This window comes from Mycobacterium alsense, from assembly GCF_002086635.1.
GTDB lineage: Bacteria > Actinomycetota > Actinomycetes > Mycobacteriales > Mycobacteriaceae > Mycobacterium > Mycobacterium alsense.
This window is the reverse complement of the sequence record NZ_MVHD01000021.1, coordinates 32822-58995: the sequence shown is the minus strand read 5'-3', so window position 1 is coordinate 58995 and position 26174 is coordinate 32822. Positions and strand designations below refer to the sequence as shown.

Here is a 26174-nt window from a genome sequence, read left to right as displayed (position 1 = left end):
CGTCGAGACGAAATTGGACCGCCGCGCCGGATTTGCCATTGATCGACCGAGCAACCGCCGGACCATCGGGGCGGATAGTCGGGCGGCGCCCGTCGAACCCGGATAACGCACCTAGTCGTTGAACGGCCCCCACGCGTGCCGCTTCAGGGCGGCCGGTTTCTTGCCGAGCTTGCCGGCCCGCACCATCACGGCCAGGCTGTCCAGGATCACCCGGCTGCTCATCAGGGCGGTCTGCTCGGCCCAGTCGTAGGGCGGGGAGCACTCCACCACCTCGATGCCGTTGAGCCCGGGTTCGGAGATCAGCCGGATCAGGTTGAGGGCTTCGCGCGGCAGGAGCCCGCCGGGTTCGGGCCAGCCGGTGCCGGGCACGAACCCCGCGTCGATCACGTCGATGTCGAACGACAGGTAGACCGCCTTGGCGTCCTTCCACGCGGTTTCGAGCGCGATCTCGGCGACCTTCTCGATCCCGACCCGCTCGACGTCGCCGACGGTGATGACGGTGCTCCCGCGCTGGCGGCCGACCTGGACGCCCGCGCGCGGCGCCTGCCAGCCGCCGATGCCGATCTGCACGAGGTTGGTCGCCGGCGCGTTCTTGATGTTGGTGGCGTGGAACCACGGGGTGGTGTGCATCCGCTCGTCGAGATCGCTCTCCTGGGTGTCGACGTGGCGGTCGAAGTGGATGATGCCCACGTTGCCGTCCATGTGCGGGGCCAGGCCGCGCACGGTCGGGAACCCGATCGAGTGGTCGCCGCCGAGGATCACCGGGAACACGCCGTGGGAGACCACGTGCGACATGGCCGTGCTGATCTGATCGAACGACTTCTCGATGTTGGCGGGAATGGTGACCACGTCGCCGATGTCGACGATGTTGAGCTGCTCCCGGAGGTCGACCCCGAGCTCGTAGCAATAGGTGCCGAACAGGTTGGTCGAGCGGCGGATCCCCATCGGGCCGAACCGGGTGCCGGGCCGGTAGGTCGTCCCCGCGTCCAGCGGCGCGCCGAAGACCGCCACCTCGGCGTCGCCCACGTCGTGCACGTCTTCCAGGAACGGGCACTTCAGAAACGTGCCCCGCTCCCCGGCGAAGTGCGGAAGCTCGCCGCGCGCGAAGGTCGACAGCGTGCGGTCGTTGATCGTGGGGGCGGCTTCCAGCCCGTGGCTGATGCACCGGTCGATCTCTTCGCGGTGGCGGCGCGTGGACAGCTCGGCTTCGGCCTGCTGGGCCCACGCACCTTCGCGGTTGGGAATGTCGGCTTGGCCGGCGAACGGATTGATCATCGATTTCCTCTCGTCGAGTTCCAATTCACGGTGGAGGATGCCCCGACGACGGAACCAAACGAAAGGATTCGGCGCGCCAGGCATCCCGCGGTCACCGTCTTGTCGCTCTCCGGGTACGGCGAACTCGTCCGGGCGGCCACTGCGGCGCGCCGGTATAGAAGGTACCGGGTCGTTCCGCGACCGCAACGTAGGTGGTGGCCGTGTCCCGCCGCGTCGATCGTGACGCGATGGGGCGCGCGCTGTGCATCCCGAAAGACCTTCTGCCCCAAGTTATTTCGTGATCCGGCCAGTCCTGGCCGGCAGCTGGGAATTTGCTGGGAATTTCGCCTCGCGCTTTTCCGGCGAGCGCGCGTGGTTGCTGCTCGAGCTACGCCCCGAGGTTCTGCAGGCGCACCTGACCCCGGGCCACGACCCGGTCGGCGTCGTCGGTGATGCTGACCAGCCACAGCTGCTGACGCCGCCCGCGGTGAATCGGTTCGGCGGCGCCGTACACCATCCCGGAGCTGATCGAGCGCAAAAAGTCCGTATTGTTGTTGACGCCCACCACGTTGCCACCGTCGCCGTTGGTGTTCAGCCAGGTGTAGGCGGCCACGCTGGCCATGCTCTCGATCATCGAGCAGTAGACCCCGCCGTGCACGAGGCCCATCGGCTGCAGCAGCTTGGGGGTGACCGCGAGTTGGGCGCGGGCGCGGTCGGGGCTGAGTTCGGTGAACCGCAGGCCTAACTCGCTGTCGAACGGCGCGGTGAAGTCGGGCGGCAGGATCGCGTCGGGCGGCGGCACCTTCATTGTCTACACCATCCACCGCGGCGCCCCGACCGAGGGCGAGATCGGCGACGCCCAACGTGGGCGCGCGCCGCTACGACTTGGAGAGCTGCTGGGGGCAATAGAACTTCGCGGCGATCATCGCGAAGTTCGACGCGCTCTCCATGTCGAAGCCGGGATTATGGGCTTTCACGTCGTGGACCAGCTCCAGGCCCGATTCACCGCCGTTCAGGCAGGTGCACACCGCTTTGCCCGATGTGACGGCCGCGCCCGCGTCGGGGTAATGGATGCCGACTTGGCTCAGAGCGGCCAGGAAGCCCGCGTCGTCCCCGTCGGGCGCCGGGGGCGGGCCGCCATAGGCCGGCGCGGCGAGGCCAATCGCGGCGCAGGCGCCGAACAACGCTAGTAACAATCGCATGTTTTCTCCATCTCCCAACATCTCCCAACATCTCCCAACCAAATTGGGCCCTAACCCGACCGCGTCTCCGACGGAACGACTTGAGGCTGGCCGCCCTTTCGCAGGTGCACCGCGTGGACGCCGGGCTGCTTCGCCAGCTGCTCGAGCAACGCGTCGAGACCGTCCTGGTCGACGTTGTGGTGCTGCACGCTTTCGGGCTTCTCCGATATCTGTGCGACCACGCGCTGGAGTGCTTCCGGTGAGTGCGCGTCTTTGAGGTCCTTGATCGGTTTGACGCGACCGCGAACGCCGGTGCGGCCCATCGCGTCCGGAGCCCCGGCGCCCAGGGCGCTCCCGAGCATCGCCGCCACCGACATCGAACTGAGCAGGCCGCCCTGGCCGAGCGCGGCCGCCGGCACGGCATCCGGACCGGCGGCCGACAACGCCGCGGCGACGGTCCGGATGGCCGGGGTGGCCGTGGCCCAGCTGGGGGGAACGGACAACTTTCCGACCAGGGTGCCCGCATTGCCCATGCCCGCCGATACCGCGTTGTACAGCGTGCCCCGGCCGAAGCCCAGCGCCCCCAGCCCGGCGCCCAACGCGTCCTTCGGCAGCGCGCCATAGGGCACGGGTGGGGCGAACTTGAGCCACTGCGACAGCGGGAAGTTGATCAGCAACCCGATGTCGTTGAAGGTGGTGGTCAAGCCGACCGGAACCTTCACCGCGTTGTAGAGGGCCTGGTAGGTGGTCGCCCCGGCTGATCCAAAGAGGCTGTTCAGCAAGCCGTTGATGGTGGTGGTGTAATCCGTGCTGAGGTTTGCCAGCCACGTCAGCATCGGATTGGCGGTGGTCAGCGGGGCGGCCGCGGCCGATACCAGCGACCCCACGCCGCCTGCCGGGGTGGCGGCGGCTTGGGTGAGCGCGGCAGCTTGGGTGGCCAGCCCCCCGGCGTTGGTCATTTGCGGCGCGGCGGTGAACGGCGTCACCTCGGAAGCGGCCGCCGACGCGCCGGCGTAGCTGTCCATCGCCTGGGCGTCCTGGGCCCACATTTCCGCGTATTGGATCTCGGTCGCCGCGATCGCGGGGCTGTTTTGCCCGAAGACGTTGGTGGCGACCAACATTGCGAGCCGGCTGCGGTTGGCCGCGATCTCGGTCGGTGGCACGTGCGCGGCGAAGGCCGCCTCGTATGCGGTGGCCGCGGCTGTGGCCTGGCCGGCGGCCTCGGTGGCCTGGGCGGCGGTGGCCTGCATCCACGCCAGATACGGCGTGACCGCGGCCGTCATGGACAGCGACGACGGACCCACCCACGGCCCGCCGGCCAGGGCGTCGATCACCGCGGAATACGACGACACCGTCGACTGCAATTCGGTGGCCAGCCCCTGCCAGGCTGCGGCGGCCGACCGCAGTGAACCGGATCCGGGCCCGGCGTAGATCCTGCCCGAGTTGAACTCGGGCGGAAACGCTGCGTAGAACATCGGCTATACCCTCCGACTGGCTGTTGCGTGCGTGGATTTGATGCCCTTCATCCCCGTCATGCCTCCAGTGCGGGGATGACGATGATGGTGGCCGCGGCGGGGTCGGCCTCGGCGACACCGCCCAGTGATCGCGCCGCGGCGCCGGTGCCGGCCGCGGACTGCGAAGCGGCGGCACCGACCGCGCGTCCGGCCAGGCTCGACAGGGCCATCTGGCCGAAGACGCCTTCGCCGGCCAGCGAGGCGGTCGGCGCGGCCGCGGCGTTGGCCGGCAGCACCTGGGCCAGCGTCCTGATCGCGGGCGCTGCCTCGGTCCAGCCCTGGGGCACCGACATGCTGCCGACGAGTGCCGCCTTGCCCATCGAGCCCGAGGCCGGCGCGCCGACAGCCGAGCTCAACATCGCGGCCGCCCCGCCGTTGCCCTGCGCCAGTGGCGCCAACGCCCCACTGATCGCTTTCGGGCCGGCCAGATACGCCGCCGCACCCTGCCCGTTCTGGCCCCACGCGTACGCCTGACCGAACGACAGGAACGGGCCGCCGGGAATCGTGCTCCACGACTGGATGGAATACGGCCCGGTGAGTGCCCCGAAGATCGTGTTCCAGTTGCCGACGTCGGTCATCAGCCCGGGCGGCAGTGACGTCGCCGAGGCCAGTTGCGGCAGGCCGAGGCCGGACAGCAGGTTCGTCGAACCCGTCGTGGGCGAGCTCAGGAGGCCGCCGCCGAGGCTCTGCAGCGCCGTCGGCAGCGAGCTGCCCAGCTGGGACAGCTGCGCCCCGATGTTCAGGCCGCCCGCGCCGCCGGCCTGGGAAACCACGGCCGCCTGCGCCGGCGCGGCGGCGGCATTGGTAGTCGGCGGCGGTTCGGTGAACGGGGTGAACTGCGAGGCTGTCGCCGACGATGCGGCATAGGCATACATCGCGGTGGCGTCCTGGGCCCACATCTCGGCGTACTGCGCCTCGGTGGCCGCGATCGCCGGGGTGTTTTGACCCAGGAAATTGGTGGCGATCAAGGCCATGAGGAGGGCCCGATTCGCCGCGATCACCGGCGGGGGGACCGTGGCCGCGAACGCCGTTTCATACGCGCCCGCCGCGGCCTTGGCCTGGGTGGCCGCTTGCTCGGCCTGAGCGCCGGTCGCAGCCATCCACCCCACGTACGGCGCGGCCGCCGCCGCCATCGCGATCGACGACGGCCCCGTCCACGGCCCGGCGGCCAGGCTTTCCACCGTCGAGCCGTACGAGGCCGCCGCCGACTGCAGCTCCGTGGCCAATTCGTCCCAGGCCGCGGCGGCCGCCAGCATCGGCCCGGAGCCCGCGCCGACATACATCCGACCCGAATTGATCTCCGGCGGTAGCGCCCCGAAATCGAACATCTACTCCCCTTTGTCCCGAGTGGCCGCCACGGTGGGCACCGCTTTCCGGCCGCACGTGCAAACGCCGCGCCACAGCTCTACTGGAATACGTCGGGCCGCTCGTTGAATTAATACGGTGACCCCATGTATTTAATTGCGGCAGGTCCTCCATGCTTTTGCCCAAATGTGGTCAGACGTGGCGGCCTGCGCATTATTCAGGCGCCGTTGCCCAAGCCAAGAATCATCGTAATTCGACGCTCCCCGACCGGCGTCTCCACGAGGTAATAACGGAGTAAAAAAGAAGTGTCTTACCGCTACTTGTTGCTGTGAGGTTTTATGTCTCCGGCTAATGCATGGACATGCTAAACACATTGTTCAGCAAGTTAGTAGCGAGCGTCCAGCAATCAGACAGAATGGTGCGTTAGGATTGCGCATAGTTAGGCGCAGGCTCATTAGTCGTATGGCGCTGCCCGCCGTTCTGCGCGGCGGCAGAAACTGCGTTACCGCTAGGCCGACCGAGCGATTTTATTTCATCACTTTAAGCGATCGAATAGTTCGTTATGCGACACCGTCATGGGTACGAGGCGATCCGGCAGTGCATTCCCAAAAGATCGGTGTGAAAAAGGTCAGGGGTCGGGTTCGCGTTGTGCGTGCCGCGCCGGCCATATTGATAGTCGGTCGTCATGCACCGTCCTCCTAGCCCCTGTCGCGCCCAGCGTACGCATCCATCGCTGGGCTAACACTGGTTAGCTGCTGGGAACTTGCTAGGAAGCGGATCTGTCCGATTCGCGGTGGTTACCGCCGCAAAAGCGCGGATCACGCGGGGGATGTCGGTGTCACCAGCATGTTGCGGAGAGCTCAATCCGCCGGGGCGCTGGGTGTGAGGTGGCTTAGGGTGCCGGCGTGTTTTCGATCGCTGACCCGGCGCGCGTCGACGCCGAAACGCTCACCCCGAAAAACAGGCGAGCCCCGCGCTGGGCGCGGGGCTCGCCGATCGAGTAGACCGGGGGTCACTGCAGCCCTCAGGACTCTGCCGCGGTCATTGTCGCTCGACCGAGATCAGCATAGGCAAGGCTGCCCTAATTTCGCAAGGGTAAGGTCGCCTGTGGATCGAGGCTTTCGGTACGACGGCCGGTAGTAAACGGGAGTACGCTTACTTCGACGCTCAGGAGATGAACGAACTATGGCCAAGCTGACCCGGTTGGGGGATCTGGAACGCGCCGTGATGGACCATTTGTGGTCCACGCCGGAGCCCCAGACCGTTCGCCAAGTCCACGAGGCGTTGTCGGCGCGACGCGACCTCGCCTACACCACGATCATGACCGTGCTGCAGCGGTTGGCTAAGAAGAACCTGGTCTCCCAGATCCGCGACGACCGCGCCCACCGGTACGCGCCCGTGCACGGGCGCGACGAGCTCGTCGCCGGACTGATGGTCGACGCGCTGGCTCAGGCCGAAGACTCGGGCAGCCGAGAGGCCGCCCTGGTGCACTTCGTCGAACGCGTCGGGGCCGACGAGGCGCAGGCGTTGCGGCGCGCGCTGGCCGAATTGGAAGCCAGTCAACGCAATAACCCGCCACCTGCTGGCGCTCCGGCGGAGGACTGAGGGACACTGGCAGCGTGTCCGCGCTGGCCTTCACCCTCCTCGCGGTGCTGTTGGTCGGCCCGGCGCCGGCCCTCCTGGCACGAGCGACGTGGCCCCTGCGCGCCCCGCGCGCGGCGATGGTCCTGTGGCAGGCCGTCGCCCTGGCCGCGGTCCTCTCGGCCTTCAGCGCCGGCATCGCCATCGCCAGTCGCATCCTGATGCCCGGCCCGGACGGGCGCCCCACCGCCAGCGTCATCGGCGCCGCGGGCCGGCTCGGCTGGCCGCTGTGGGCGGCCTACATCGCGGTGTTCGCGCTGACCGTGCTGGTCGGCGCCCGGTTGATGGTCGCGGTGATGCGGGTGGCCATCGCCAACCGCCGCCGCCGCGCCCACCACCGCATGGTCGTCGACCTCGTCGGCGTGGGGCACGACGCCGCCCTCAACGCGCCGTGCGCGAGGACCCGCGATCTCCGGGTCCTCGGCGTCGCCGAGCCGCTCGCCTACTGCCTGCCCGGCGTGCGCAGCCGGGTGGTGGTCAGCGAGGGGACGCTGAGCGCGCTCACCGGCGACGAGGTCGCGGCCATCCTCACCCACGAGCGCGCGCACCTGCGGGCCCGGCACGACCTGGTGCTGGAGGCGTTCAGCGCGGTGCACGCGGCCTTCCCCCGGCTGGTCCGCAGCACCAACGCGCTGCGCTCGGTGCAACTGCTCGTCGAGCTGCTCGCCGACGACGCGGCCGTGCGCGCGGCCGGCCGCGCCCCGCTGGCCCGGGCGCTCGTCGCCTGCGCGTCCGGCCGTGCGCCGTCGGGAGCGCTGGCCGTGGGCGGCACCAGCACGGTGTTGCGGGTGCGCCGGCTGTCCGGGCGGGGCAACAGCCCGACGCTGTCGGCGGCGGCCTACCTGACCGCGGCGGCCATTCTGGTGGTCCCCACCGTCGCCCTGGTCGTACCGTGGCTCACCGAGCTGCAGCGGCTGTTCAACCTCTAGCGCCGACGAAACGCGTTGTGAGGACCGAAAGTCCGCCAAGGGCCCGCTGTGACACAGTGTGTGGCGGCAGCGTTCCGCAATTGACCTGAGAGGCGAGAGATGAGTTCGTCGGATTCGAATACCGGTACCGCGCAGATCGGCGTCACCGGCCTCGCCGTCATGGGTTCCAACATCGCCCGCAACTTCGCCCGCCACGGCTACACCGTGGCGCTGCACAACCGCTCCGTCGCCAAGACCGACGCGCTGCTCGCCGAGCACGGCTCGGAGGGCGAGTTCGTGCGCTCGGAAACCGTCGAGGAGTTCCTGGACGCGCTGGAAAGGCCGCGGCGGGTGCTGATCATGGTCAAGGCCGGCGACCCCACCGACGCGGTCATCGAGCAGCTCGCCGACGCGATGGAGGAAGGCGACATCATCATCGACGGTGGCAACGCCCTCTACACCGACACCATTCGCCGGGAGAAGGCGATGCGCGAGCGGGGCCTGCACTTCGTCGGCGCCGGCATCTCCGGCGGCGAGGAGGGCGCGCTCAACGGCCCGTCGATCATGCCCGGCGGCCCGGCCGAGTCCTACCAGAGCCTGGGCCCGCTGCTCGAGGAGATCTCCGCGCACGTCGACGGGGTGCCGTGCTGCACCCACATCGGCCCCGACGGCGCCGGCCACTTCGTCAAGATGGTGCACAACGGCATCGAATACTCCGACATGCAGCTGATCGGCGAGGCCTACCAGCTGCTGCGCGACGGCCTCGGCAAGACCGCCGAGCAGATCGCCGACGTGTTCGACGAATGGAACAAGGGTGATCTGGACAGCTTCCTCGTGGAGATCACCGCCGAGGTGCTGCGCCAGAACGACGCCAAGACCGGCAAGCCGCTCGTCGACGTCATCCTCGACGAGGCCGAGCAGAAGGGCACCGGCCGCTGGACGGTGAAGTCGGCGCTGGACCTCGGGGTGCCGGTGACCGGCATCGCCGAGGCGGTGTTCGCCCGCGCGCTGTCCGGCTCGGTCGCCCAGCGCCGGGCCACCACCGGCCTGGCGTCCGGGGATCTCGGCGAAAGGCCAAGCGACGCAGGACAGTTCGTCGAGGATGTCCGGCAGGCCCTGTACGCGTCGAAGATCATCGCCTACGCGCAGGGCTTCAACCAGATCCAGGCCGGCAGCGCCGAGTACGGCTGGGACATCACGCCGGGCGACCTGGCCACCATCTGGCGCGGCGGGTGCATCATCCGGGCGAAGTTCCTCAACCGCATCAAGGAGGCCTTCGACGAAAACGCCGACCTGCCGACGCTGATCGTGGCGCCGTACTTCCGCAGCGCGATCGAGGCCGCGATCGACGGGTGGCGGCGCGTCGTGGTGGCCGCCACGCAAATGGGTATTCCCATTCCCGGGTTCTCCTCGGCGCTGTCGTACTACGACGCACTGCGCACCGAGCGGCTGCCCGCGGCGCTCACCCAGGGGCTGCGGGACTTTTTCGGCGCGCACACCTACGGCCGCATCGACGATGATCCGGACAAGCGCTTCCACACGTTGTGGAGCGGGGACCGCAGCGAAGTGCCCGCCTAGCGGTGGCCCGCTGGTAAGAGGGCACGAAGGGGCAAACCGAGGCAGATGAGGTTTCTGGACGGGCATCGACCCGGCTACGACCTGACGTACGACGACGTGTTCATCGTGCCGAACCGGTCCGAGGTCGCGTCGCGCTTCGACGTCGATCTGTCCACCGCCGACGGCTCCGGCACCACGATCCCGGTCGTCGTGGCCAACATGACCGCGGTGGCCGGGCGGCGGATGGCCGAGACGGTGGCGCGCCGGGGCGGCATCGTGATCCTGCCGCAGGACCTGCCGATCCCGGCGGTGCAGCAGACGGTCGAGTTCGTCAAGAGCCGCGACCTGGTCCTGGACACCCCGGTGGTGCTGGGTCCCGACGACTCGGTGTCCGACGCGATGGCCCTGATCCACAAGCGCGCGCACGGCGTCGCCGTGGTGGCCTTCGAGGGCCGCCCGATCGGGCTGGTGACCGAGTCGTCCTGCCTGGGCGTGGACCGCTTCACCCGGGTGCGTGACGTCGCCGTGACCGACTTCGTGACCGCCCCGGCGGGCGCCGAGCCGCGCAAGATCTTCGACCTGCTCGAGCACGCCCCGATCGACGTCGCGGTGGTCACCGACGCGGACGGCACGCTGGCCGGGGTGCTCACCCGCACCGGGGCGGTGCGGGCCGGCCTGTACGCCCCGGCCACCGACGCGCGCGGGCGGCTGCGCGTCGGCGCGGCCCTCGGCATCAACGGTGACGTGGGGGCCAAGGCCCGGTCCCTGGCCGAGGCCGGGGTGGACGTCCTGGTCGTCGACACCGCCCACGGCCACCAGGTCAAGACGCTGGAGGCGATCGGGACGGTCGCCGAGCTGGACCTGGGCCTGCCGCTCGCGGCCGGCAACGTGGTGTCGGCGGAGGGCACCCGCGACCTGCTGGGCGCCGGGGCGAACATCGTCAAGGTCGGCGTCGGGCCGGGAGCGATGTGCACCACCCGGATGATGACCGGTGTCGGCCGCCCGCAGTTCTCGGCGGTGCTCGAATGCGCTTCGGCCGCAAAGGAATTCGGCGGTCACGTGTGGGCAGACGGCGGCGTGAGGCACCCGCGGGACGTCGCGCTGGCGCTGGCCGCCGGGGCGTCGAACGTGATGATCGGGTCGTGGTTCGCCGGCACCTACGAGTCGCCCGGCGACCTGATGCGCGACCGGGACGACCAACCCTTCAAGGAGAGCTACGGCATGGCGTCCAAGCGGGCGGTCGTCGCCCGCAGCGGCGCCGAAACCGCGTTCGATCGCGCCCGCAAGGCGCTGTTCGAGGAGGGCATCTCGACCGCGCGGATGGGCTTGGACCCCGACCGCGGCGGCGTCGAAGACCTGCTCGACCACATCACCTCCGGGCTGCGCAGCACCTGCACCTACGTCGGCGCCTCGACGCTGGCCGAGCTGCACGAGCGCGCCGTCGTCGGTGTGCAGTCGGCCGCGGGGTTCGCCGAGGGCCACCCGCTGCCCCTGGGGTGGTGACGCGGCCACGCTAAGTCCGCGACGGACGGTCTTGCGGCTGGACGTCTTGGCTAACATGTGAATTCACGCGAACATCCGGCTGGCAGCAAAGCGCCGCCACGCCGCATCAAGGGAAAGGCATGACGTGCCCCAGGCACGTGTCGAGGCCCGACTACCGACCCGGGTCGGCCGGGCGGAGCGGCGACCCGCGGCGGTTCCGGCGCCGCCGCCCGCGTCATGAACGTCAGCGTGGCGCTGCTCAGCGTGCTGGCCATCGCGGCGCTGATCTTCGGCACCGCGGTCTTCGTCGCGGCCGAATTCTCGCTGACCGCCCTGGACCGCAGCGTCGTCGAGGCCAACGCGCGCGCCGGCGCCCGCCGCGACCGTTACATCCTGAGCGCCCAGCGCCGGCTGTCGTTCCAGCTCTCGGGCGCGCAGTTGGGCATCTCGATCACCACGCTGGCGACGGGTTATTTGACCGAGCCGATGGTCGACCACCTGCCGCATCCGGCGTTGCGCGCGTTCGGAATACCCGACCGGCTGGCCGACGGGATCGTCGCGTTTTTGGTGCTGGTGATCGTGACGTCGGTGTCGATGGTGTTCGGCGAGCTCGTCCCCAAATACCTCGCGGTGGCGCGCCCGCTGCCGACCGCCCGCGCGGTCGCGGGCTTCCAGTTGCTGTTCTCCATGGTGTTCACCCCGGCCATCCGGCTGACGAACGGCGCGGCCAACTGGATCGTCCGCGAGCTGGGCATCGAGCTGGCCGAGGAGCTGCGCTCGGCCCGCTCCCCGCAGGAACTGGCGTCCCTGGTGCGCAACTCGGCGCGCAGCGGCACCATGGACGCGGCCACCGCCGCCCTGGTGCGGCGCTCGCTGCAGTTCGGCGACCTGACCGCGGAGGAACTGATGACGCCGCGGTCGAAGATCGTCGCGCTGCAGACCGACGACACCGTCGCCGACCTGGTCGCCGCGACCGCCGAGTCGGGCTTTTCCCGGTTCCCGATCGTGGACGGCGACCTCGACGAGACCGTCGGCATCGTGCACGTCAAGCAGGTGTTCGCGGTGCCGCCGGCCGACCGGGCCGGCACCCCGCTGACCGCGCTGGCCCAAAACGTGCCGGTGGTGCCGTCGACGCTGGACGGGGACGCCGTGATGGCCGAGATCCGCGCCAACGACCTGCAAACCGTGCTGGTCGTCGACGAATACGGCGGCACCGCGGGCATGGTCACCCTCGAGGACCTCGTCGAAGAGATCGTCGGCGACGTCCGCGACGAACACGACGACGCCACCCCCCACGTGGTCGCGGCCGGCGCCGGCTGGCGGGTCGACGGGCTGCTGCGCATCGACGAGGTGGCCGCCGCCACCGGGTTTCGCGCCCCCGAGGGGCCGTACGAGACGATCGGCGGGCTGGTGCTCCGCCAGCTCGGGCACATCCCGGTGGCCGGGGAAACCGTCGAGCTGACCGCGCTGGACCCCGACGGCCTGCCGGACGCCTCGGCATGCTGGCAGGCGACGGTGGTCCGCATGGACGGTCGGCGGATCGACGTGCTCGAGCTGACGGAATTGGGCAGTCGCGCCGAGACGCCCGCGGGGCGGAGCTTGTGATGAACCTGATGAACGAGGCCCTGGGCCTGGTGCTGGCGGTCCTGCTGATCGGGGTGAACGCGTTTTTCGTCGGCGCGGAGTTCGCGCTGATCTCGGCCCGCCGCGACCGCCTCGAGGCGCTGGCCGAGCAGGGTAAAACGCGAGCCGTCACGGTGATCCGCGCCGGACAGCAGCTGTCGTCGATGCTGGCCGGGGTGCAGCTGGGCGTGACGGTCGCCTCGCTGCTGCTCGGGCGGATCGGCGAGTCCGCGGTGGCCAGCCTGCTGCGCGCCGGATTCGGGCTGACCAGCATGAACCCGGCGCTGCTGCACTCGCTGTCTTTCGTGATCGCGCTGGCGATCGTGGTGACGCTGCACGTGCTGCTGGGCGAGATGGTGCCCAAGAACATCGCGCTGGCGGGCCCGGAGCGCACCGCGATGCTGCTGGTGCCGCCGTACCTGGCCTACGTGCGGGCCGCGCGGCCGTTCATCGCGTTCTACGACAAGTGCGCCAACGTGGTGCTGCGCGCGCTGCGCGTCGAGCCCAAGACGCACCTCAACGTCGCCGTCTCGACCACGGAGCTGAGGGTGATGATCACCGAATCGGTGTCCGAAGGCCTGTTGGACGCCGAGGAGCACATCCGGCTGACGCGGGCGCTGCAGCTGCGCTACCGCATGGTCGGTGAGGTGGCGCGGCCGCTCGGCGACATCGAGGCGGTGCCGGTCGCGGCCGCCGGCGCCGGGCCCACCGTCGGCGCGGTCGAAGAGGCCGTGGCCCGGACCGGTTACTCCCGCTTTCCCGTCGTGGGCGCGGATCAGAAGTTCATCGGCTACGTGCACATCAAGGACGTGCTGGCGCTCGGCGCCGACCCGCTGACGGTGATCGACCTGTCGGTGGTGCGGCCGCTGCCGCGGGTGCCCAAGTCGCTGCCGCTGGCCGATGCCCTGTCGCGGATGCGCCGCAACAACAGCCACCTGGCGCTGGTGACCGACGGTGACGGCGGCGGCGTGGTCGCGATGGTGGCGATGGAAGACGTGGTGGAGGACCTGGTCGGCACCATGCATAACACGTAGCGCATAACACGTAGGGCGTGACGCGTAGGGCGTGACGCGTAGGCCGCGGCCGCTGCGGGACGCCGTGCGGCGAGTGGGGCTGGTTCCCGGGTCGGGCGGCGCGCAGCCCGTATGATCTCCAACGGCTACCAGCCCGCGGGGGTTTGACCTGCTGTGGCGGGTCGCCCGGATGGCGTTTGTCAAGGTGCCGGTCGGTAGGCTGACGATAGTGCTTGCTGCGGCCGGTGAGCTTTCACCTGGCCCTTTATGGAGGAGAAACATGACTGATCGCGTGTCGGTGGGGAACCTGCGCGTCGCCCGAGTGCTCTACGACTTCGTGAACAACGAGGCCCTGCCCGGCACCGACATCGACCCGGACAGCTTCTGGTCGGGCCTCGACAAGGTCGTCACCGACCTCACCCCGCGCAACCAGGAACTGCTGAACCGCCGCGACGAGCTGCAGGCCCAGATCGACAAGTGGCACAGGCACCGGGTGATCGAGCCCATCGACGCCGAGGCGTACCGCGAATTCCTGACCGAGATCGGCTACCTGCAGCCCGAGCCCCCGGACTTCAGCATCACCACCGCGGGCGTCGACCCCGAGATCACCACGACGGCGGGCCCCCAGCTGGTGGTGCCGGTGACCAACGCCCGGTTCGCCCTCAACGCGGCCAACGCCCGGTGGGGCTCGCTCTACGACGCGCTGTACGGCACCGACGTCATCCCCGAAACCGACGGCGCCGAGCAGGGCACCAGCTACAACAAGGTCCGCGGCGACAAGGTGATCGCCTATGCCCGCGAGTTCCTCGACGAGGCGGTGCCGCTGGCGGAGGGTTCCTGGGCGGACGCGACGGGCCTGAGCATCGACGACGGCCGGCTGCAAATCAGCCTGGGTGGGGACGCGGAGCCCGTCGGGCTGGCCGATCCGGAGAAGTTCGTCGGCTACAGCGGCGAGCTCGGCTCCCCCGCCTGGTCGGTGCTGCTGATCAACCACGGCCTGCACATCGAGATCCTGATCGACCCCGAGTCGCCGATCGGCAAGACCGACCGCGCCGGCATCAAGGACGTCGTCCTGGAGTCCGCGGTCACCACGATCATCGACTTCGAGGACGCCGTGGCCGCCGTGGACGCCGATGACAAGACCCGCGCCTACCGCAACTGGCTGGGCCTCAACAAGGGCGATCTGGCGGCGGAGGTGGACAAGGACGGCAAGACGTTCACCCGGGTGCTCAACGCCGACCGCCGCTACAGCACCCCGGACGGCGGCGAGCTGGTCCTGCCGGGGCGCGCGCTGCTGTTCGTCCGCAACGTCGGCCACCTGATGACCAACGACGCCATCGTGGACTCCGACAACAACGAGGTCTTCGAGGGCATCCAGGACGCGCTGTTCACCGGCCTGTGCGCCGTGCATGGGCTCAAGGAGAGCGAGGCCAACGGCCCGCTGGCCAACAGCCGCACCGGGTCGATCTACATCGTCAAGCCCAAGATGCACGGCCCCGACGAGGTGGCGTTCACCGCCGAGCTGTTCAGCCGGGTCGAGGACGTGCTCGGGCTGCCGCAGACCACCCTGAAGGTGGGCGTCATGGACGAGGAGCGGCGCACCACGGTCAACCTGAAGGCCTGCATCAAGGCCGCGGCCGACCGGATCGTCTTCATCAACACCGGGTTTTTGGACCGCACCGGGGACGAGATCCACACCTCGATGGAGGCCGGCCCAATGGTGCGCAAGGGCACCATGAAGAGCCAGCCGTGGATCCTGGGCTACGAGGACAACAACGTCGACACCGGCCTGGCCGCCGGCTTCGCCGGCCGCGCCCAGATCGGCAAGGGCATGTGGACCATGACCGAGCTGATGGCCGACATGGTCGAGCAGAAGATCTCCCAGCCGCGCGCGGGCGCCAGCACCGCCTGGGTGCCCTCGCCGACGGCCGCCACGCTGCACGCCCTGCACTACCACAAGGTCGACGTGATCGAGGTGCAGAAGGAACTGGCCGGCAAGAAGCGGGCCACGATCGAGCAGCTGCTGACCATCCCGCTGGCCAAGGAGCTGGCCTGGGCCCCCGAGGAGATCCGCGAGGAGGTCGACAACAACTGCCAGTCCATCCTGGGCTATGTGGTGCGCTGGATCGACCAGGGGGTCGGGTCCTCGAAGGTGCCCGACATCCACAACGTGGCGCTCATGGAGGACCGCGCCACCCTGCGCATCTCCAGCCAGCTGCTGGCCAACTGGCTGCGGCACGGCGTGATCACCCGCGAGGACGTCCGCGCCAGCCTGGAACGCATGGCCCCGATGGTGGACCAGCAGAACGCCGGCGACGACGCCTACCGGCCGATGGCGCCTGACTTCGACGACAGCGTCGCCTTCCTGGCCGCCGAGGAGCTGATTCTTTCGGGAACCCAGCAGCCCAACGGCTACACCGAGCCGATCCTGCATCGGCGCCGGCGCGAGTTCAAAGCCCGCGCCGCCGGTGAGTGAAAACCGCTCGACCTGCGGTAAGTAGTAGCACGGCCGAATGACTAGAATCTGCGCCGAGTCCACAACAGGTCACCCGACGAGTCGATGGAAAGGCGGCGGGCACACCCATGGGTAGGCACAGCATGCCCGACCCCGAGGACGCCGTCGATCAGCCCTCCGACGAGTATCTCGCCGAGGGCCTTGCCGACGATGCGTACCTCGCCGACGAGCCGGGCCAGCATCACCGCTACGCGGACGAGGAACCGCCGGCCGAGGATGCGCCGGCCACCGACGACTATCCGGACTTCCCGCCGCGCAAGGCCGCCCCGGCGGGCGAGGAGCCGGCGGCCCCTTCGCAGTCGCTGGCGTCCCGGCTCCGCGGCGGGCACCGGGGGCTCGCCGACTGGCGCGGCGGCCACCGCAGCGAGGGCGGGCGCCGCGGGGTCAGCATCGGCGTGATCGTCGCGCTGGTCGCCGTCGTCGTCGTGGTCGGGACCGTCATCCTGTGGAGCTTCTTCGGTGACGCGCTGTCCAACCGCTCGCACAACGCCGCGGCGCGCTGCGTGGGGGGCAAGGAGACCGTCGCCGTCATCACCGACCCGTCGATCGCCGACCCCGTGCAGCAGCTCGCCGAGAGCTACTCCGCCACCGCCGGCCCGGTCGGCGACCACTGCATGGTGGTGAGCGTTAAACCGGCCGACGCCGAGGCCGTCCTCAACGGCTTCACCGGCAAGTGGCCGGGCGAGCTGGGCGGCCAGCCGGCGCTGTGGATTCCGGGCAGCTCGATCTCCGCCGCGCGGCTCGCCGCGGGCGCGGGCCAGAAGGTGATCACCGAAAGCCATTCGCTGGTGACGTCGCCGGTGGTGCTCGCGGTGCGGCCGGAACTCGGGCAGGCCCTGGACGGCCGGAACTGGGCGGCGCTGCCCGGCCTGCAGACCGCCCCGAACGCGCTGGGGGGGCTGAACCTGCCGGCGTGGGGGTCGCTGCGGGTGGCGCTGCCGACGAACGGCAACGGCGACGCGTCGTATCTGGCCGGCGAGGCGGTGGCGGCGGGTTCGGTGCCGGCCGGCGCGCCGCCGACGCAGGGCACCGGCGCCGTGCGCACGTTGCTGAACGCCCAACCCAAGCTGGCCGACAAATCGCTGACCGAGGCGATGAACGCCCTGCTCAAGCCCGGCGACGCGGCGGCGGCGCCGGTGCACGCGGTGGTGACCACCGAGCAGCAGGTGTTTCAGCGCGGCCAGTCGCTGTCCGACGCCAAGAGCGCGCTGGCGGCGTGGCTGCCCGCGGGGGCCGCGCCGGTGGCCGACTACCCCGCGGTGCTGCTCAGCGGCTCCTGGCTGACCCAGGAGCAAACCTCGGCGGCCAGCGGGTTTGCCCGCTTCCTGCAGAAGCCCGAGCAACTCGACAAGCTGGCCAAGGCCGGCTTCCGGGTCAACGGGGTCAAACCGCCGAGCAGCCCCGTCACCAGCTTCCCGGCGCTGCCGCCGGCCCTGTCGGTCGGTGACGACGCGATGCGCGCCACGCTCGCCGAGGCCATGGCGGCCCCGTCGAGCGGGCTGGCCGCGACCATCATGCTCGACCAGTCCCTGCCCACCGACGAAGGCGGAAAGTCCCGGCTGGCCAACGTGGTTGGGGCGCTGCAGGACAAGATCAAGTCCCTGCCGCCCAGTGCCGCCGTGGGGCTGTGGACCTTCGACGGCCACGAGGGCCGCTCCGAGGTGGCCGGCGGGCCGCTGGGCGACCCGGTTAACGGCCAGCCCCGCTCCGCGGCGCTGGCGGCCGCCCTGGACAAGCAGTATTCGTCGGCCGGCGGGGCGGTGTCGTTCACCACGCTGCGCATGATCTACCAGGAAATTCAGGCCAATTACCGTGCCGGTCAAACGAATTCGATTCTGGTGATCACCGCCGGGCCGCACACCGACCAGACCCTGGACGGCCCCGGGTTGCAGGACTTCATCCGGCGCAGCGCCGACCCGGCCAAGCCGATCGCGGTCAACGTCATCGACTTCGGCGGCGACCCCGACCGGGCCACCTGGGAGGCCGTCGCCCAGCTCAGCGGCGGCGGCTACCAAAACCTGTCCACGTCGGCGTCCCCCGACCTCGCCGCGGCCGTCAACGCCTTCCTGAGCTGATCGGCCAGCCGCGGGCGTGACCGGGCGGCGCAAAACACGCCGAATTTTCGCCATGGCGTTACGCCCGCGGGCGGGTCCACACTTGTGCAATGCAGGATCCTGATACCGAGCCGCGACGCAGGCTGAACGGCATTTCGGACGTCCGGGCGTTCTTCCACACCAACCGCGTGCCGCTGTATTTCATCTCGCCGACCCCGTTCAACCTGCTGGGCATCGACCGCTGGATACGAAATTTCTTCTACCTGACGTACTTTGACTCCTTCGAGGGCACACATTCGCGCGTGTTCGTGCCCCGCCGGCGCGACCGCCTCGATTTCGACAGCATGGGCGACGTGTGCAACCACCTCCTGCGCGACCCGGAGACGCTCGCGTTCATCGACCAACACGGGCCCGGCGGCAAGGCCTGCTTCGTCATGCTCGACGAAAAGACCCAGGCCCTCGCGCAGGAGGCCGGGCTCGAGGTCATGCACCCGCCGGCCGACCTGCGCCATCGCCTGGGCTCCAAGATCGTCATGACGCGGCTGGCCGACGAGGCGGGCGTGCCCAGCGTGCCGCACGTGATCGGGCGGGCGGGGTCCTATGACGACCTCGCGGCGCTCGCGCACGGAGCGGGGCTGGGCGACGATCTGGTCGTCGTGGCCGCCTACGGCGACGCCGGCAGCGCGGTGTTCTTCGTGCGCGGCCAGCGCGACTGGGACGAGCACGCCGGCGAATTGGCCGGCCAGGAAGTCAAGGTCATGAAGCGCATCCGCAACGTCGAGGTGTGCCTCGAGGGCACGGTGACCCGCCACGGCACCGTGATCGGCCCCGCGATGACGAGCCTGGTCGGTTACCCGGAGCTGACCCCGCGCAAGGGCGGCTGGTGCGGCAACGACATCTGGCGCGGGGTGCTGCCGCCCGCACAGACGCACGTGGCGCGGGAAATGGTGCGCAAGTTGGGCGACATCCTCAGCCGCGAGGGCTACCGCGGCTACTTCGAGGTGGACCTGTTGCACGACCTGGATTCCGACGAGCTCTACCTCGGGGAGCTGAACCCGCGGCTGAGCGGCGCCAGCCCGATGACGAACCTGACCACCGAGGCCTACGCCGACATGCCGCTGTTCCTGTTCCACCTGCTCGAGTACATGGACGTGGACTACGAACTCGACATCGACGAGATCAACGCGCGCTGGGAGCGCGGCTACGGCGAGGACGAGGTCTGGGGCCAGCTGATCATCAACGAGACGTCGCCGGACGTCGAGCTGTTCACCGCCACCCCGCGCACCGGGGTGTGGCGCATCGACGACGACGGCCGCGTCTCGTTCGCGCGCTCCGCGAACGACTGGGCCACGCTGCTCGACGGATCCGAGGCCTTCTACATGCGCGTCGCCGCGCCCGGCGACTTACGTTGCGAGGGCGCCCAACTGGGGGTGCTGGTCACCCGCGGGCACCTGCAGACCGACGACTACCAGCTGACCGAGCGCTGCAAGCGCTGGGTCAAGGGCATCAAGGCGAAGTTCGCCTCGACGCCCCTGGCGCCGGCCACGCCGATCGTCTCGCGGCTTGTCGCGCGCGCGTGAGCGCCCCGGCCGGCATCTCGCTGGACAACTGGCTGTCGCCGCCGCACGCGCACTGGTCGTTCCAGCACGTCGAGGAATTCGTGCCCACCGCGGTGATCCCGCGCGGGAGCGGGCCCGTCGCGGCGCTGCCCACCGCCGGCGCCGCGCTGGACGGCGTCTCGGTGACGAACAGCGGCGGGGCGGCCACCACGGTGGGCGCGGTGATGGCCGCCACCGCCACCGACGGCTGGGCCGTCGCCCACCGCGGGTCGCTGGTGGCCGAGGAGTACCTGGGCGGCATGGGACGCGGGGTCCGGCACCTGCTGTTCTCGGTGAGCAAGTCGCTGGTCGGCGCCGTCGTCGGCGCGCTGCACGACGGCGGGGCGATGAAGCTGGACGCGCCGGTCACCGAATACGTTCCCGCGCTGGCGAATTGCGGCTACGCGGGCGCGACGGTGCGCCACCTGCTGGACATGAGGTCGGGCATCGCGTTCTCGGAGGATTACCTCGACCCGGCCGCGGAGATCCACGCCCTCGACCGGGCGGTCGGGTGGGCCCCCGGGGGCGCCCCGGACGAACCGGCCACCCTGTACGACTTCCTGCTGACCCTGCGGAAGAAGGGGGACCACGGCGGCCCGTTCGAATATCGCTCGTGTGACACCGACGTGCTCGGCTGGGTCTGCGAGGTCGCCGGCGGCCAACGGATGCCCGAGCTGATGTCGGAGCTGCTGTGGAGCCGCGTCGGCGCCGAACGCGACGCCACCATCGGCGTGGACGCCGCCGGCACCGGGTTCTTCGACGGCGGCATCAGCGCCTGCCTGACCGACCTGGTCCGGTTCGGCTCGCTGTTCCTGCGCGACGGTGTCTCGCTGAGCGGGCAGCAGGTGGTGGCGCCGGCGTGGATCGCCGACACCCTCGCCGGCGGGCCGGACTCGCGCCGGGCGTTCGCGGCGAGCCCCGACGACACCGAGATGCCCGGCGGGATGTACCGCAACCAGATGTGGTTTCCCTACCCGGGCGGCGACGTCGTGCTGTGCCTGGGCATGTGCGGCCAGATGATCTACGTCAATCGCGCCGCGGAGGTGGTGGCCGCCAAGGTGTCCACCCAGCCGCACTCCCACGAGCCGCACATGCTGGACACGCTGCGCGCGTTCGACGCGGTGGCACGCGAATTGGCTTGAGCCGCTGGCTCGGTCCTCACCGACGCGGCTATAGCGCCGCGTAGGAAAGTCCCGGCCTCTCCAAGAATTTTCCAAGGCGTTCCGCCCAACCTGGCTGGGTCAACCGCCCGCGGACCGAAATCAGCACGTGGGCCTTCGATGCCGAAGGAAAGACAAATGCTGGGCCGAATGAAGGACGAAGCGACTTATTGGATGCTCCGCGTCTACACGAGCGCACTCAAGGCGGTCGGCAACGCCAGTGAGATCACCTCGAAAGCCGAATGGAAAAAGCCCCGATGAATAAATTGCTCAATCGCCTCTACGCCGCGACGGGCGTCGCCGGCATCGGCAGCCTGCTTGCGGTCTCGGTCGCGCAGGGCCTCATCGACCGCGCATTGCACCCGGTAGACAGCTACCGGGATCTCCAGGAGCGCCGTGCGGTCGACCGGCTGCGGGCGCAATCGTCGTTGCCCGAGTGACGCAGGCGCGAGAAGTGGATCCACAAAGAGCCGCGCTGTACCTGCGCCATATGCGTGAAGGTGGCGCCAAAATTGCGCAGTTCCTGGTCGAGCACCCCGGCATCGACCCGTGCTTCATCGAGGAGATGACCGAGGCGCAAGAGGCCGAATTAAACGAATACACATCCGACCTCACTGTCACCCAGCAGATCGAGCTTGCCGAGCTGCGCACGGCTTGAACACTCCGAAGGAGAAATCAGATGACCGACGAAATGCGATTCTCGCCGATGACACACCGGGAGCAGCAGGCGGTGACCGCCTGCCTGAAGGCGACGGGCGGCCCCTGGGACGCATCGCCACCCGATTACGCAACCTTCTCCCGAGCTGAGCTGTCGAAGAAGCTCGAGCAGGTGCGAGACGCGGTGCTGGCTGAGACGTGCGCCGCGAAAACCGATGTGGAATCGGCGTACGAGCAAAGCCAGCGTTTCGTCGACAGCGCGTTTGACTTCTACGAAGGGAAAAAGGATCTCGGCCGACGAATCGGGCGGGCGTTCGTGGTGCCGGTGCGCTCGACCCGCAGTGATCCGGCCGACCTCGGACAGGGCAGCGGGTACGCCAGCGAATCCACCCCGTTCTACCCGCTGCTGGACCCGGTGCGGTTCGGCGTCACGTCCGAGATACGCATGCGGACCATATACGGCTTGCCCCCCACCGTCCTCGACACTTATCTGAAGAGCCACAACGACAATGAGGCGGGCGCGTTGGTGTTGGCGCCGGTATATGCGGACATGGTCTCCGATATCGTGCCCGACCCGCACAATGCCGAGCACTCGCTGCGGCTCGCCAAAATCGTGGACCGGATACTCGTCCAGACCGTCGAGTTCGCCCACAAGGCTTTGGGCGCAAAACTTGTCGGGCTGGGAGCGACCCTGCCGCTGCTGACAGATTTCGGCGACAAGCTCAGGCGCGCCGAAGGCATGCACGGCCTCACCACGACGACGGGGCACGGCGGAACCGTTTATATGCTCGCAAAAACGGTGGTCGAGGCGATGGCAAGATCGCGTGTGGACTCCGGCGGCACGATCGGCGTTATCGGCGCGGCGGGTTCGATCGGATGGTCCAGTGTTCAAGCGATCAAAAAGATGCTTCCCGACCATGAAATCGAGGTCTTCGACAAGCGGACGGACAGGATGCGGGCGCTCGTGGCCGCCCATCCCGAACTCGGGGCGGTAAAGCTGAGGGAGAGCGCGGCGGAGGTGTTCAAGAACAACCGTTACGTGGTCTGTGCGATTACGGGGAAGCTGGACCTTAGGGCGCCCGAGTTCGACTCCGTCGACTTCTCCCATACCAGAGTGATCGATGACAGCCAGCCCGGCGCGATCGACCGGGTGCAGATAGAAAGCCTTGGCGGTCAAGTGTTTTGGGTGGCCGGCAGGGACGGAAGCCCGAGCAGCTTCATGACACGAGATGGCTACCACACCGATGGTGTGCCGTACAACTACGGCGACAACTCCGGACTCTACGGCCAATCCACGGAGTTCGCGTGCGGGCTGGAGGCTGCCACCATCGCGGCCGGCGGCGACAGGAGCAAAGCGATAACACAGCGAGTGGAGTATCGGCACGTGCAGACCGTCGGGGCTCTGTTCGAGGAATTTGGCGTAGAAGTTGCCGACTTCCAAGCATTCGGCAAGCCCGTCGACATCCGTTGACGGTCATCGCCGCAGCAGTCATCGAGCTCCGGCCGCAAGTTGTCAGGCGAACGCCTCCACCGGCGGGCACGAGCAGACCAGGTTGCGGTCGCCGTAGGCGCCGTCGATGCGGCGCACCGGCGGCCACACCTTGGGCCGGAAATCCTTGCCCAGCGGGTAGGCGGCCTGTTCGCGGCTGTACGGGTGCTGCCAATCCGCCACCAGGAGGCACTCGGCGGTGTGCGGAGCCCCGCGCAGCGGGTTGTCGTCGGCGGGCCACTCCCCCGCGCCGACGCGGTCGATCTCGCCGCGGATGGCGATCATCGCCTCACAGAACGCGTCGACCTCGGTCAGGCTCTCGCTCTCGGTGGGCTCCACCATCAGCGTGCCCGCGACCGGGAAGCTCATCGTGGGCGCGTGAAACCCGTAGTCCGCCAGCCGTTTTGCGACGTCGTCGACGGTCACCCCGGTCGACTTGGTGATGCCGCGCAGGTCGAGGATGCACTCGTGGGCGACCATGCCGTTCTCGCCGGCGTACAGCACGGGGAAGTACTCGTCGACGCGCCGGGCGATGTAGTTGGCCGACGCGATCGCGGTCAGCGAGGCCGCGCGCAGCCCTTCGGCGCCCATCATCCGGATGTAGGCCCAGGTGATCGGCAGGATCGAGGCCGACCCGTAGGGCGCCGACGACACGGGGCGGCCGCCGGGCAATTCGGGGGTGTGCGGGTGGCCCGGCAGGAACGGGGCCAGGTGCGATCGCGCCGCCACCGGCCCGACGCCGGGGCCGCCGCCGCCGTGCGGGATGCAGAACGTCTTGTGCAGGTTCAGGTGGCTGACGTCGCCGCCGAACTTCCCCGGCCGGGCCAGGCCGACCAGCGCGTTGAGGTTGGCGCCGTCGATGTAGACCTGGCCGCCGGCGTCGTGCACGGCCGCGCAGATCTCGGCGATGTCGTGCTCGTACACCCCGTGCGTGGACGGGTAGGTGATCATCAGCGCCGCCAGCCGCTCGGCGTGCTCGGCCACCTTGGCCCGCAGGTCGTCGAGGTCGACGTCGCCGTTGTCGCGGCAGGCCACCACGGCCACCCGCAGCCCGGCCAGCGCGGCCGACGCGGCGTTGGTGCCGTGCGCGCTGGAGGGGATCAGGCAGACGTCGCGGTGCGGTTCGCCCCGGCTGGCGTGGTAGTCGTGGATCGCCAGCAGCCCGGCGTACTCGCCCTGCGAGCCGGCGTTGGGTTGCAGCGAGACGGCGTCGTAGCCGGTGATGGCCACCAGCCAGGCCTCCAGGTCGGCGATGAGGCGGCGAATCCCCGCGGTGTCGGACGCCGGCGCGAACGGGTGCAGGCGGGCGAATTCGGGCCAGGTGATCGGCTCCATCTCGGCGGCGGCGTTGAGCTTCATCGTGCAGGAGCCGAGCGGAATCATGCTGCGGTCCAGCGCAATGTCCTTGTCCGCCAGGGTGCGCAGGTACCGCATCATCGCCGTCTCGGTGCGGTATTGCGTGAAGGCCGGGTGGGTGAGGAACTTCGAGGTGCGGGTGGCGATGTCGACGGGGGCGGGTGCCGCGGGCGCCACGCCGAAGGACTCCAGCACGGCCGCGACGTGCTCGTCGGTGGTGGTCTCGTCGCAGGCCACCGACACGTGGTCGTCGTCCACCAGCCACACGTTGATCCCGCGCTCCTTGGCGGCGGCCCGGACCTGCGCCGCCCGGCCGGGCACCCGCGCCAGCACGGTGTCGAAGAACGTGTCGTGCACCGGCGCGGTGTCGGCCGCCGCGCCCAGCGCGGCCGCGATGGCCTCGGCGTGCGCGTGCACGCGGCGCGCGATCGCGGACAGCCCGTCCGCGCCGTGGTAGCTGGCGTACATCGCGGCCATCACCGCCAGCAGCACCTGCGCGGTGCAGATGTTGCTGGTCGCCTTGTCCCGGCGGATGTGCTGCTCGCGGGTCTGCAGCGCCAGGCGATAGGCGGGCGACCCGTCGGCATCGACCGACACGCCGACCAGCCGGCCCGGCAGCTGCCGGGCGTGCTTGGCGTGCACCGCCAGGTACCCGGCGTGCGGCCCCCCGAATCCCATTGGCACACCGAACCTTTGGGTGGTGCCGAACGCCACGTCGGCGCCGATCTCCCCCGGCGGGGTGAGCAGCGTGCAGGCCAGCAGGTCGGCGCCGACGGCGACCAGCGCGCCGCGCTCGTGCGCCCGGGCGGCCAACGCCGACCAGTCGGTGATCCGGCCGCTGGCGCCGGGCAGCTGGGTGATCACGCCGAAGAACTCGCCGTCGGGCAGGCCCTCACGCAGGTCGGCGCTGACGATCTCGATGCCCAACGGCTCCGCGCGCGTGGCCAGCACGGCCGCGGTCTGGGCGAACAGGTCGGTGTCGACGGCCAGCCGGTTGGAGCCGCCCCGGGCGGCGCGGTGCATCAGCGTCATGGCCTCGGCCGCGGCGGTGCCCTCGTCGAGCATCGACGCGTTGGCCACCTCGAGGCCGGTGAGGTCGGCCACCATGGTCTGGAAGTTCAGCAACGCCTCCAGCCGGCCCTGGCTGATCTCGGGCTGGTACGGCGTGTAGGCGGTGTACCAGGCCGGGTTCTCCAGGATGTTGCGCAGCAGCACAGGCGGCGTGAAGGTGTCGTAGTAGCCCTGCCCGATCATCGACACGGCCACGGTGTTGGCGTCGGCGAGCCGCCGCAGCTCGGCCAGCGCCTCGGCCTCGGTGGCCGGCGGGGGCAGCTTTTCCAGGCCGGGCGCGGCGCCGCCGTCGGTCGGCTGGTCGAGGATGCCGGCGGGGACCGCCTTGGCTGCCAGCTCGTCGAGCGAGTCGACACCGATGACGGACAGCATGGCGGCGACGGCCCGGCCGTCCGGGCCGATGTGCCGTGCGGCGAAGGTTGACTGGTCGGGCACTGGCGGACTCCTGGGGCAGAGGACGGGCGGCCCTCCCCCTCTGTCTTCACCCGTTCGCCGGGCGCCTGAGAGATTCGGCGCCGGGTGCGGCGCCTTTCCCCATCGGCGGGTGTGGACCGTTGCCGATCCCACCGCTTTTCAGAGGCGTCGTTAACTCGCGCGGTCCGGGTGCCTGAGAGGTTGACGGAGAGGTGTTGCTCCTTCGGCGTCCGTGACTGGCGATCACGGAACTCTCCCGCGGGAGTGCGACGCGTGCCCCAGTTTACCCGGCCCTCCGCGCCCACCGCGAGCGCGCGTGCCGGCACGGCGACACGCCGCGAAACGCGTACAAATGCGGACGCTCGCCGGGGAAAGGCGCGGG

The 26174-nt window shown here is 69.6% G+C and carries 19 protein-coding genes and 3 riboswitches; of the genes, 13 read left to right on the top strand and 6 right to left on the bottom strand.

Features of this window, described 5'->3' with window-relative positions; all coding sequences use genetic code 11:
* Positions 1 to 111 precede the first annotated feature (111 nt).
* From BST11_RS13975 to BST11_RS13955, 5 genes are all read right to left on the bottom strand, one after another.
* Positions 112 to 1275 carry an agmatinase family protein gene (locus BST11_RS13975; protein ID WP_083138553.1) on the bottom strand — a complete coding sequence of 388 codons (1164 nt, stop codon included), beginning with the start codon at positions 1273 to 1275 and terminating at the stop codon, positions 112 to 114.
* Positions 1276 to 1363: 88 nt separating this feature from the next.
* Positions 1364 to 1426: riboswitch (guanidine-III (ykkC-III) riboswitch) on the bottom strand.
* A 216-nt stretch (positions 1427 to 1642) separates the two neighbouring features.
* Positions 1643 to 2062 carry a PaaI family thioesterase gene (locus BST11_RS13970; protein WP_083138537.1) on the bottom strand — a complete coding sequence of 140 codons (420 nt, stop codon included), beginning with the start codon at positions 2060 to 2062 and terminating at the stop codon, positions 1643 to 1645.
* Between the two features lie 70 nt (positions 2063 to 2132).
* Positions 2133 to 2456, bottom strand: coding sequence for a DUF732 domain-containing protein (locus BST11_RS13965; RefSeq protein ID WP_083138552.1), 324 nt, complete (start codon positions 2454 to 2456; stop codon positions 2133 to 2135).
* Between the two features lie 50 nt (positions 2457 to 2506).
* Positions 2507 to 3910, bottom strand: coding sequence for a PPE family protein (locus BST11_RS13960; RefSeq protein WP_083138536.1), 1404 nt, complete (start codon positions 3908 to 3910; stop codon positions 2507 to 2509).
* Positions 3911 to 3966: 56 nt separating this feature from the next.
* Positions 3967 to 5277 carry a PPE family protein gene (locus BST11_RS13955; protein WP_083138535.1) on the bottom strand — a complete coding sequence of 437 codons (1311 nt, stop codon included), beginning with the start codon at positions 5275 to 5277 and terminating at the stop codon, positions 3967 to 3969.
* A 1162-nt stretch (positions 5278 to 6439) separates the two neighbouring features.
* On the opposite strand from BST11_RS13955, the gene BST11_RS13950 reads away from it, so the two are divergent.
* The 13 genes from BST11_RS13950 (at position 6440) to BST11_RS13890 (ending at position 22933) form a co-directional block, all read left to right on the top strand.
* Complete coding sequence (locus BST11_RS13950; RefSeq protein ID WP_083138534.1) at positions 6440 to 6859, top strand: BlaI/MecI/CopY family transcriptional regulator; 420 nt, start codon at positions 6440 to 6442, stop codon at positions 6857 to 6859.
* A gap of 14 nt (positions 6860 to 6873) precedes the next feature.
* Positions 6874 to 7824: a M56 family metallopeptidase gene (locus tag BST11_RS13945; RefSeq protein WP_083138533.1), complete on the top strand. Its 951-nt coding sequence runs from the start codon at positions 6874 to 6876 to the stop codon at positions 7822 to 7824.
* Between the two features lie 99 nt (positions 7825 to 7923).
* On the top strand, positions 7924 to 9381 hold the full coding sequence (gndA, locus tag BST11_RS13940; protein WP_083138532.1) for an NADP-dependent phosphogluconate dehydrogenase: 1458 nt from the start codon (positions 7924 to 7926) through the stop codon (positions 9379 to 9381).
* A 45-nt stretch (positions 9382 to 9426) separates the two neighbouring features.
* On the top strand, positions 9427 to 10863 hold the full coding sequence (locus tag BST11_RS13935) for a GuaB1 family IMP dehydrogenase-related protein (RefSeq protein WP_083138531.1): 1437 nt from the start codon (positions 9427 to 9429) through the stop codon (positions 10861 to 10863).
* A gap of 216 nt (positions 10864 to 11079) precedes the next feature.
* Positions 11080 to 12447 carry a hemolysin family protein gene (locus tag BST11_RS13930; protein ID WP_083138530.1) on the top strand — a complete coding sequence of 456 codons (1368 nt, stop codon included), beginning with the start codon at positions 11080 to 11082 and terminating at the stop codon, positions 12445 to 12447.
* Between the two features lie 8 nt (positions 12448 to 12455).
* Entirely contained in the window at positions 12456 to 13499 is a 1044-nt protein-coding gene (locus tag BST11_RS13925; RefSeq protein ID WP_083138551.1) for a hemolysin family protein, read from the top strand.
* A gap of 259 nt (positions 13500 to 13758) precedes the next feature.
* Positions 13759 to 15954 carry a malate synthase G gene (locus tag BST11_RS13920; protein ID WP_083138529.1) on the top strand — a complete coding sequence of 732 codons (2196 nt, stop codon included), beginning with the start codon at positions 13759 to 13761 and terminating at the stop codon, positions 15952 to 15954.
* Between the two features lie 107 nt (positions 15955 to 16061).
* Positions 16062 to 18068: a substrate-binding domain-containing protein gene (locus BST11_RS13915; RefSeq protein WP_083138528.1), complete on the top strand. Its 2007-nt coding sequence runs from the start codon at positions 16062 to 16064 to the stop codon at positions 18066 to 18068.
* Between the two features lie 89 nt (positions 18069 to 18157).
* On the top strand, positions 18158 to 19627 hold the full coding sequence (locus BST11_RS13910; protein ID WP_083138527.1) for a biotin carboxylase: 1470 nt from the start codon (positions 18158 to 18160) through the stop codon (positions 19625 to 19627).
* Positions 19624 to 20787, top strand: coding sequence for a serine hydrolase domain-containing protein (locus BST11_RS13905; protein ID WP_083138526.1), 1164 nt, complete (start codon positions 19624 to 19626; stop codon positions 20785 to 20787). Before BST11_RS13910 ends, BST11_RS13905 begins: the two co-directional genes overlap by 4 nt.
* A gap of 260 nt (positions 20788 to 21047) precedes the next feature.
* Positions 21048 to 21245, top strand: a complete 198-nt coding sequence (locus BST11_RS13900) for a hypothetical protein (protein ID WP_142276341.1) — start codon at positions 21048 to 21050, stop codon at positions 21243 to 21245.
* On the top strand, positions 21242 to 21463 hold the full coding sequence (locus BST11_RS13895) for a hypothetical protein (RefSeq protein WP_083138524.1): 222 nt from the start codon (positions 21242 to 21244) through the stop codon (positions 21461 to 21463). Before BST11_RS13900 ends, BST11_RS13895 begins: the two co-directional genes overlap by 4 nt.
* Positions 21464 to 21484: 21 nt before the next feature.
* Positions 21485 to 22933, top strand: a complete 1449-nt coding sequence (locus tag BST11_RS13890; RefSeq protein ID WP_083138523.1) for a hypothetical protein — start codon at positions 21485 to 21487, stop codon at positions 22931 to 22933.
* Between the two features lie 42 nt (positions 22934 to 22975).
* On the opposite strand, the gene gcvP is transcribed toward BST11_RS13890, so the two are convergent.
* Positions 22976 to 25813, bottom strand: a complete 2838-nt coding sequence (gene gcvP / locus BST11_RS13885) for an aminomethyl-transferring glycine dehydrogenase (RefSeq protein WP_083138522.1) — start codon at positions 25811 to 25813, stop codon at positions 22976 to 22978.
* Between the two features lie 30 nt (positions 25814 to 25843).
* A riboswitch (glycine riboswitch) is annotated at positions 25844 to 25961 on the bottom strand.
* Positions 25962 to 25963: 2 nt separating this feature from the next.
* A riboswitch (glycine riboswitch) is annotated at positions 25964 to 26061 on the bottom strand.
* Between the last annotated feature and the right edge of the window lie 113 nt (positions 26062 to 26174).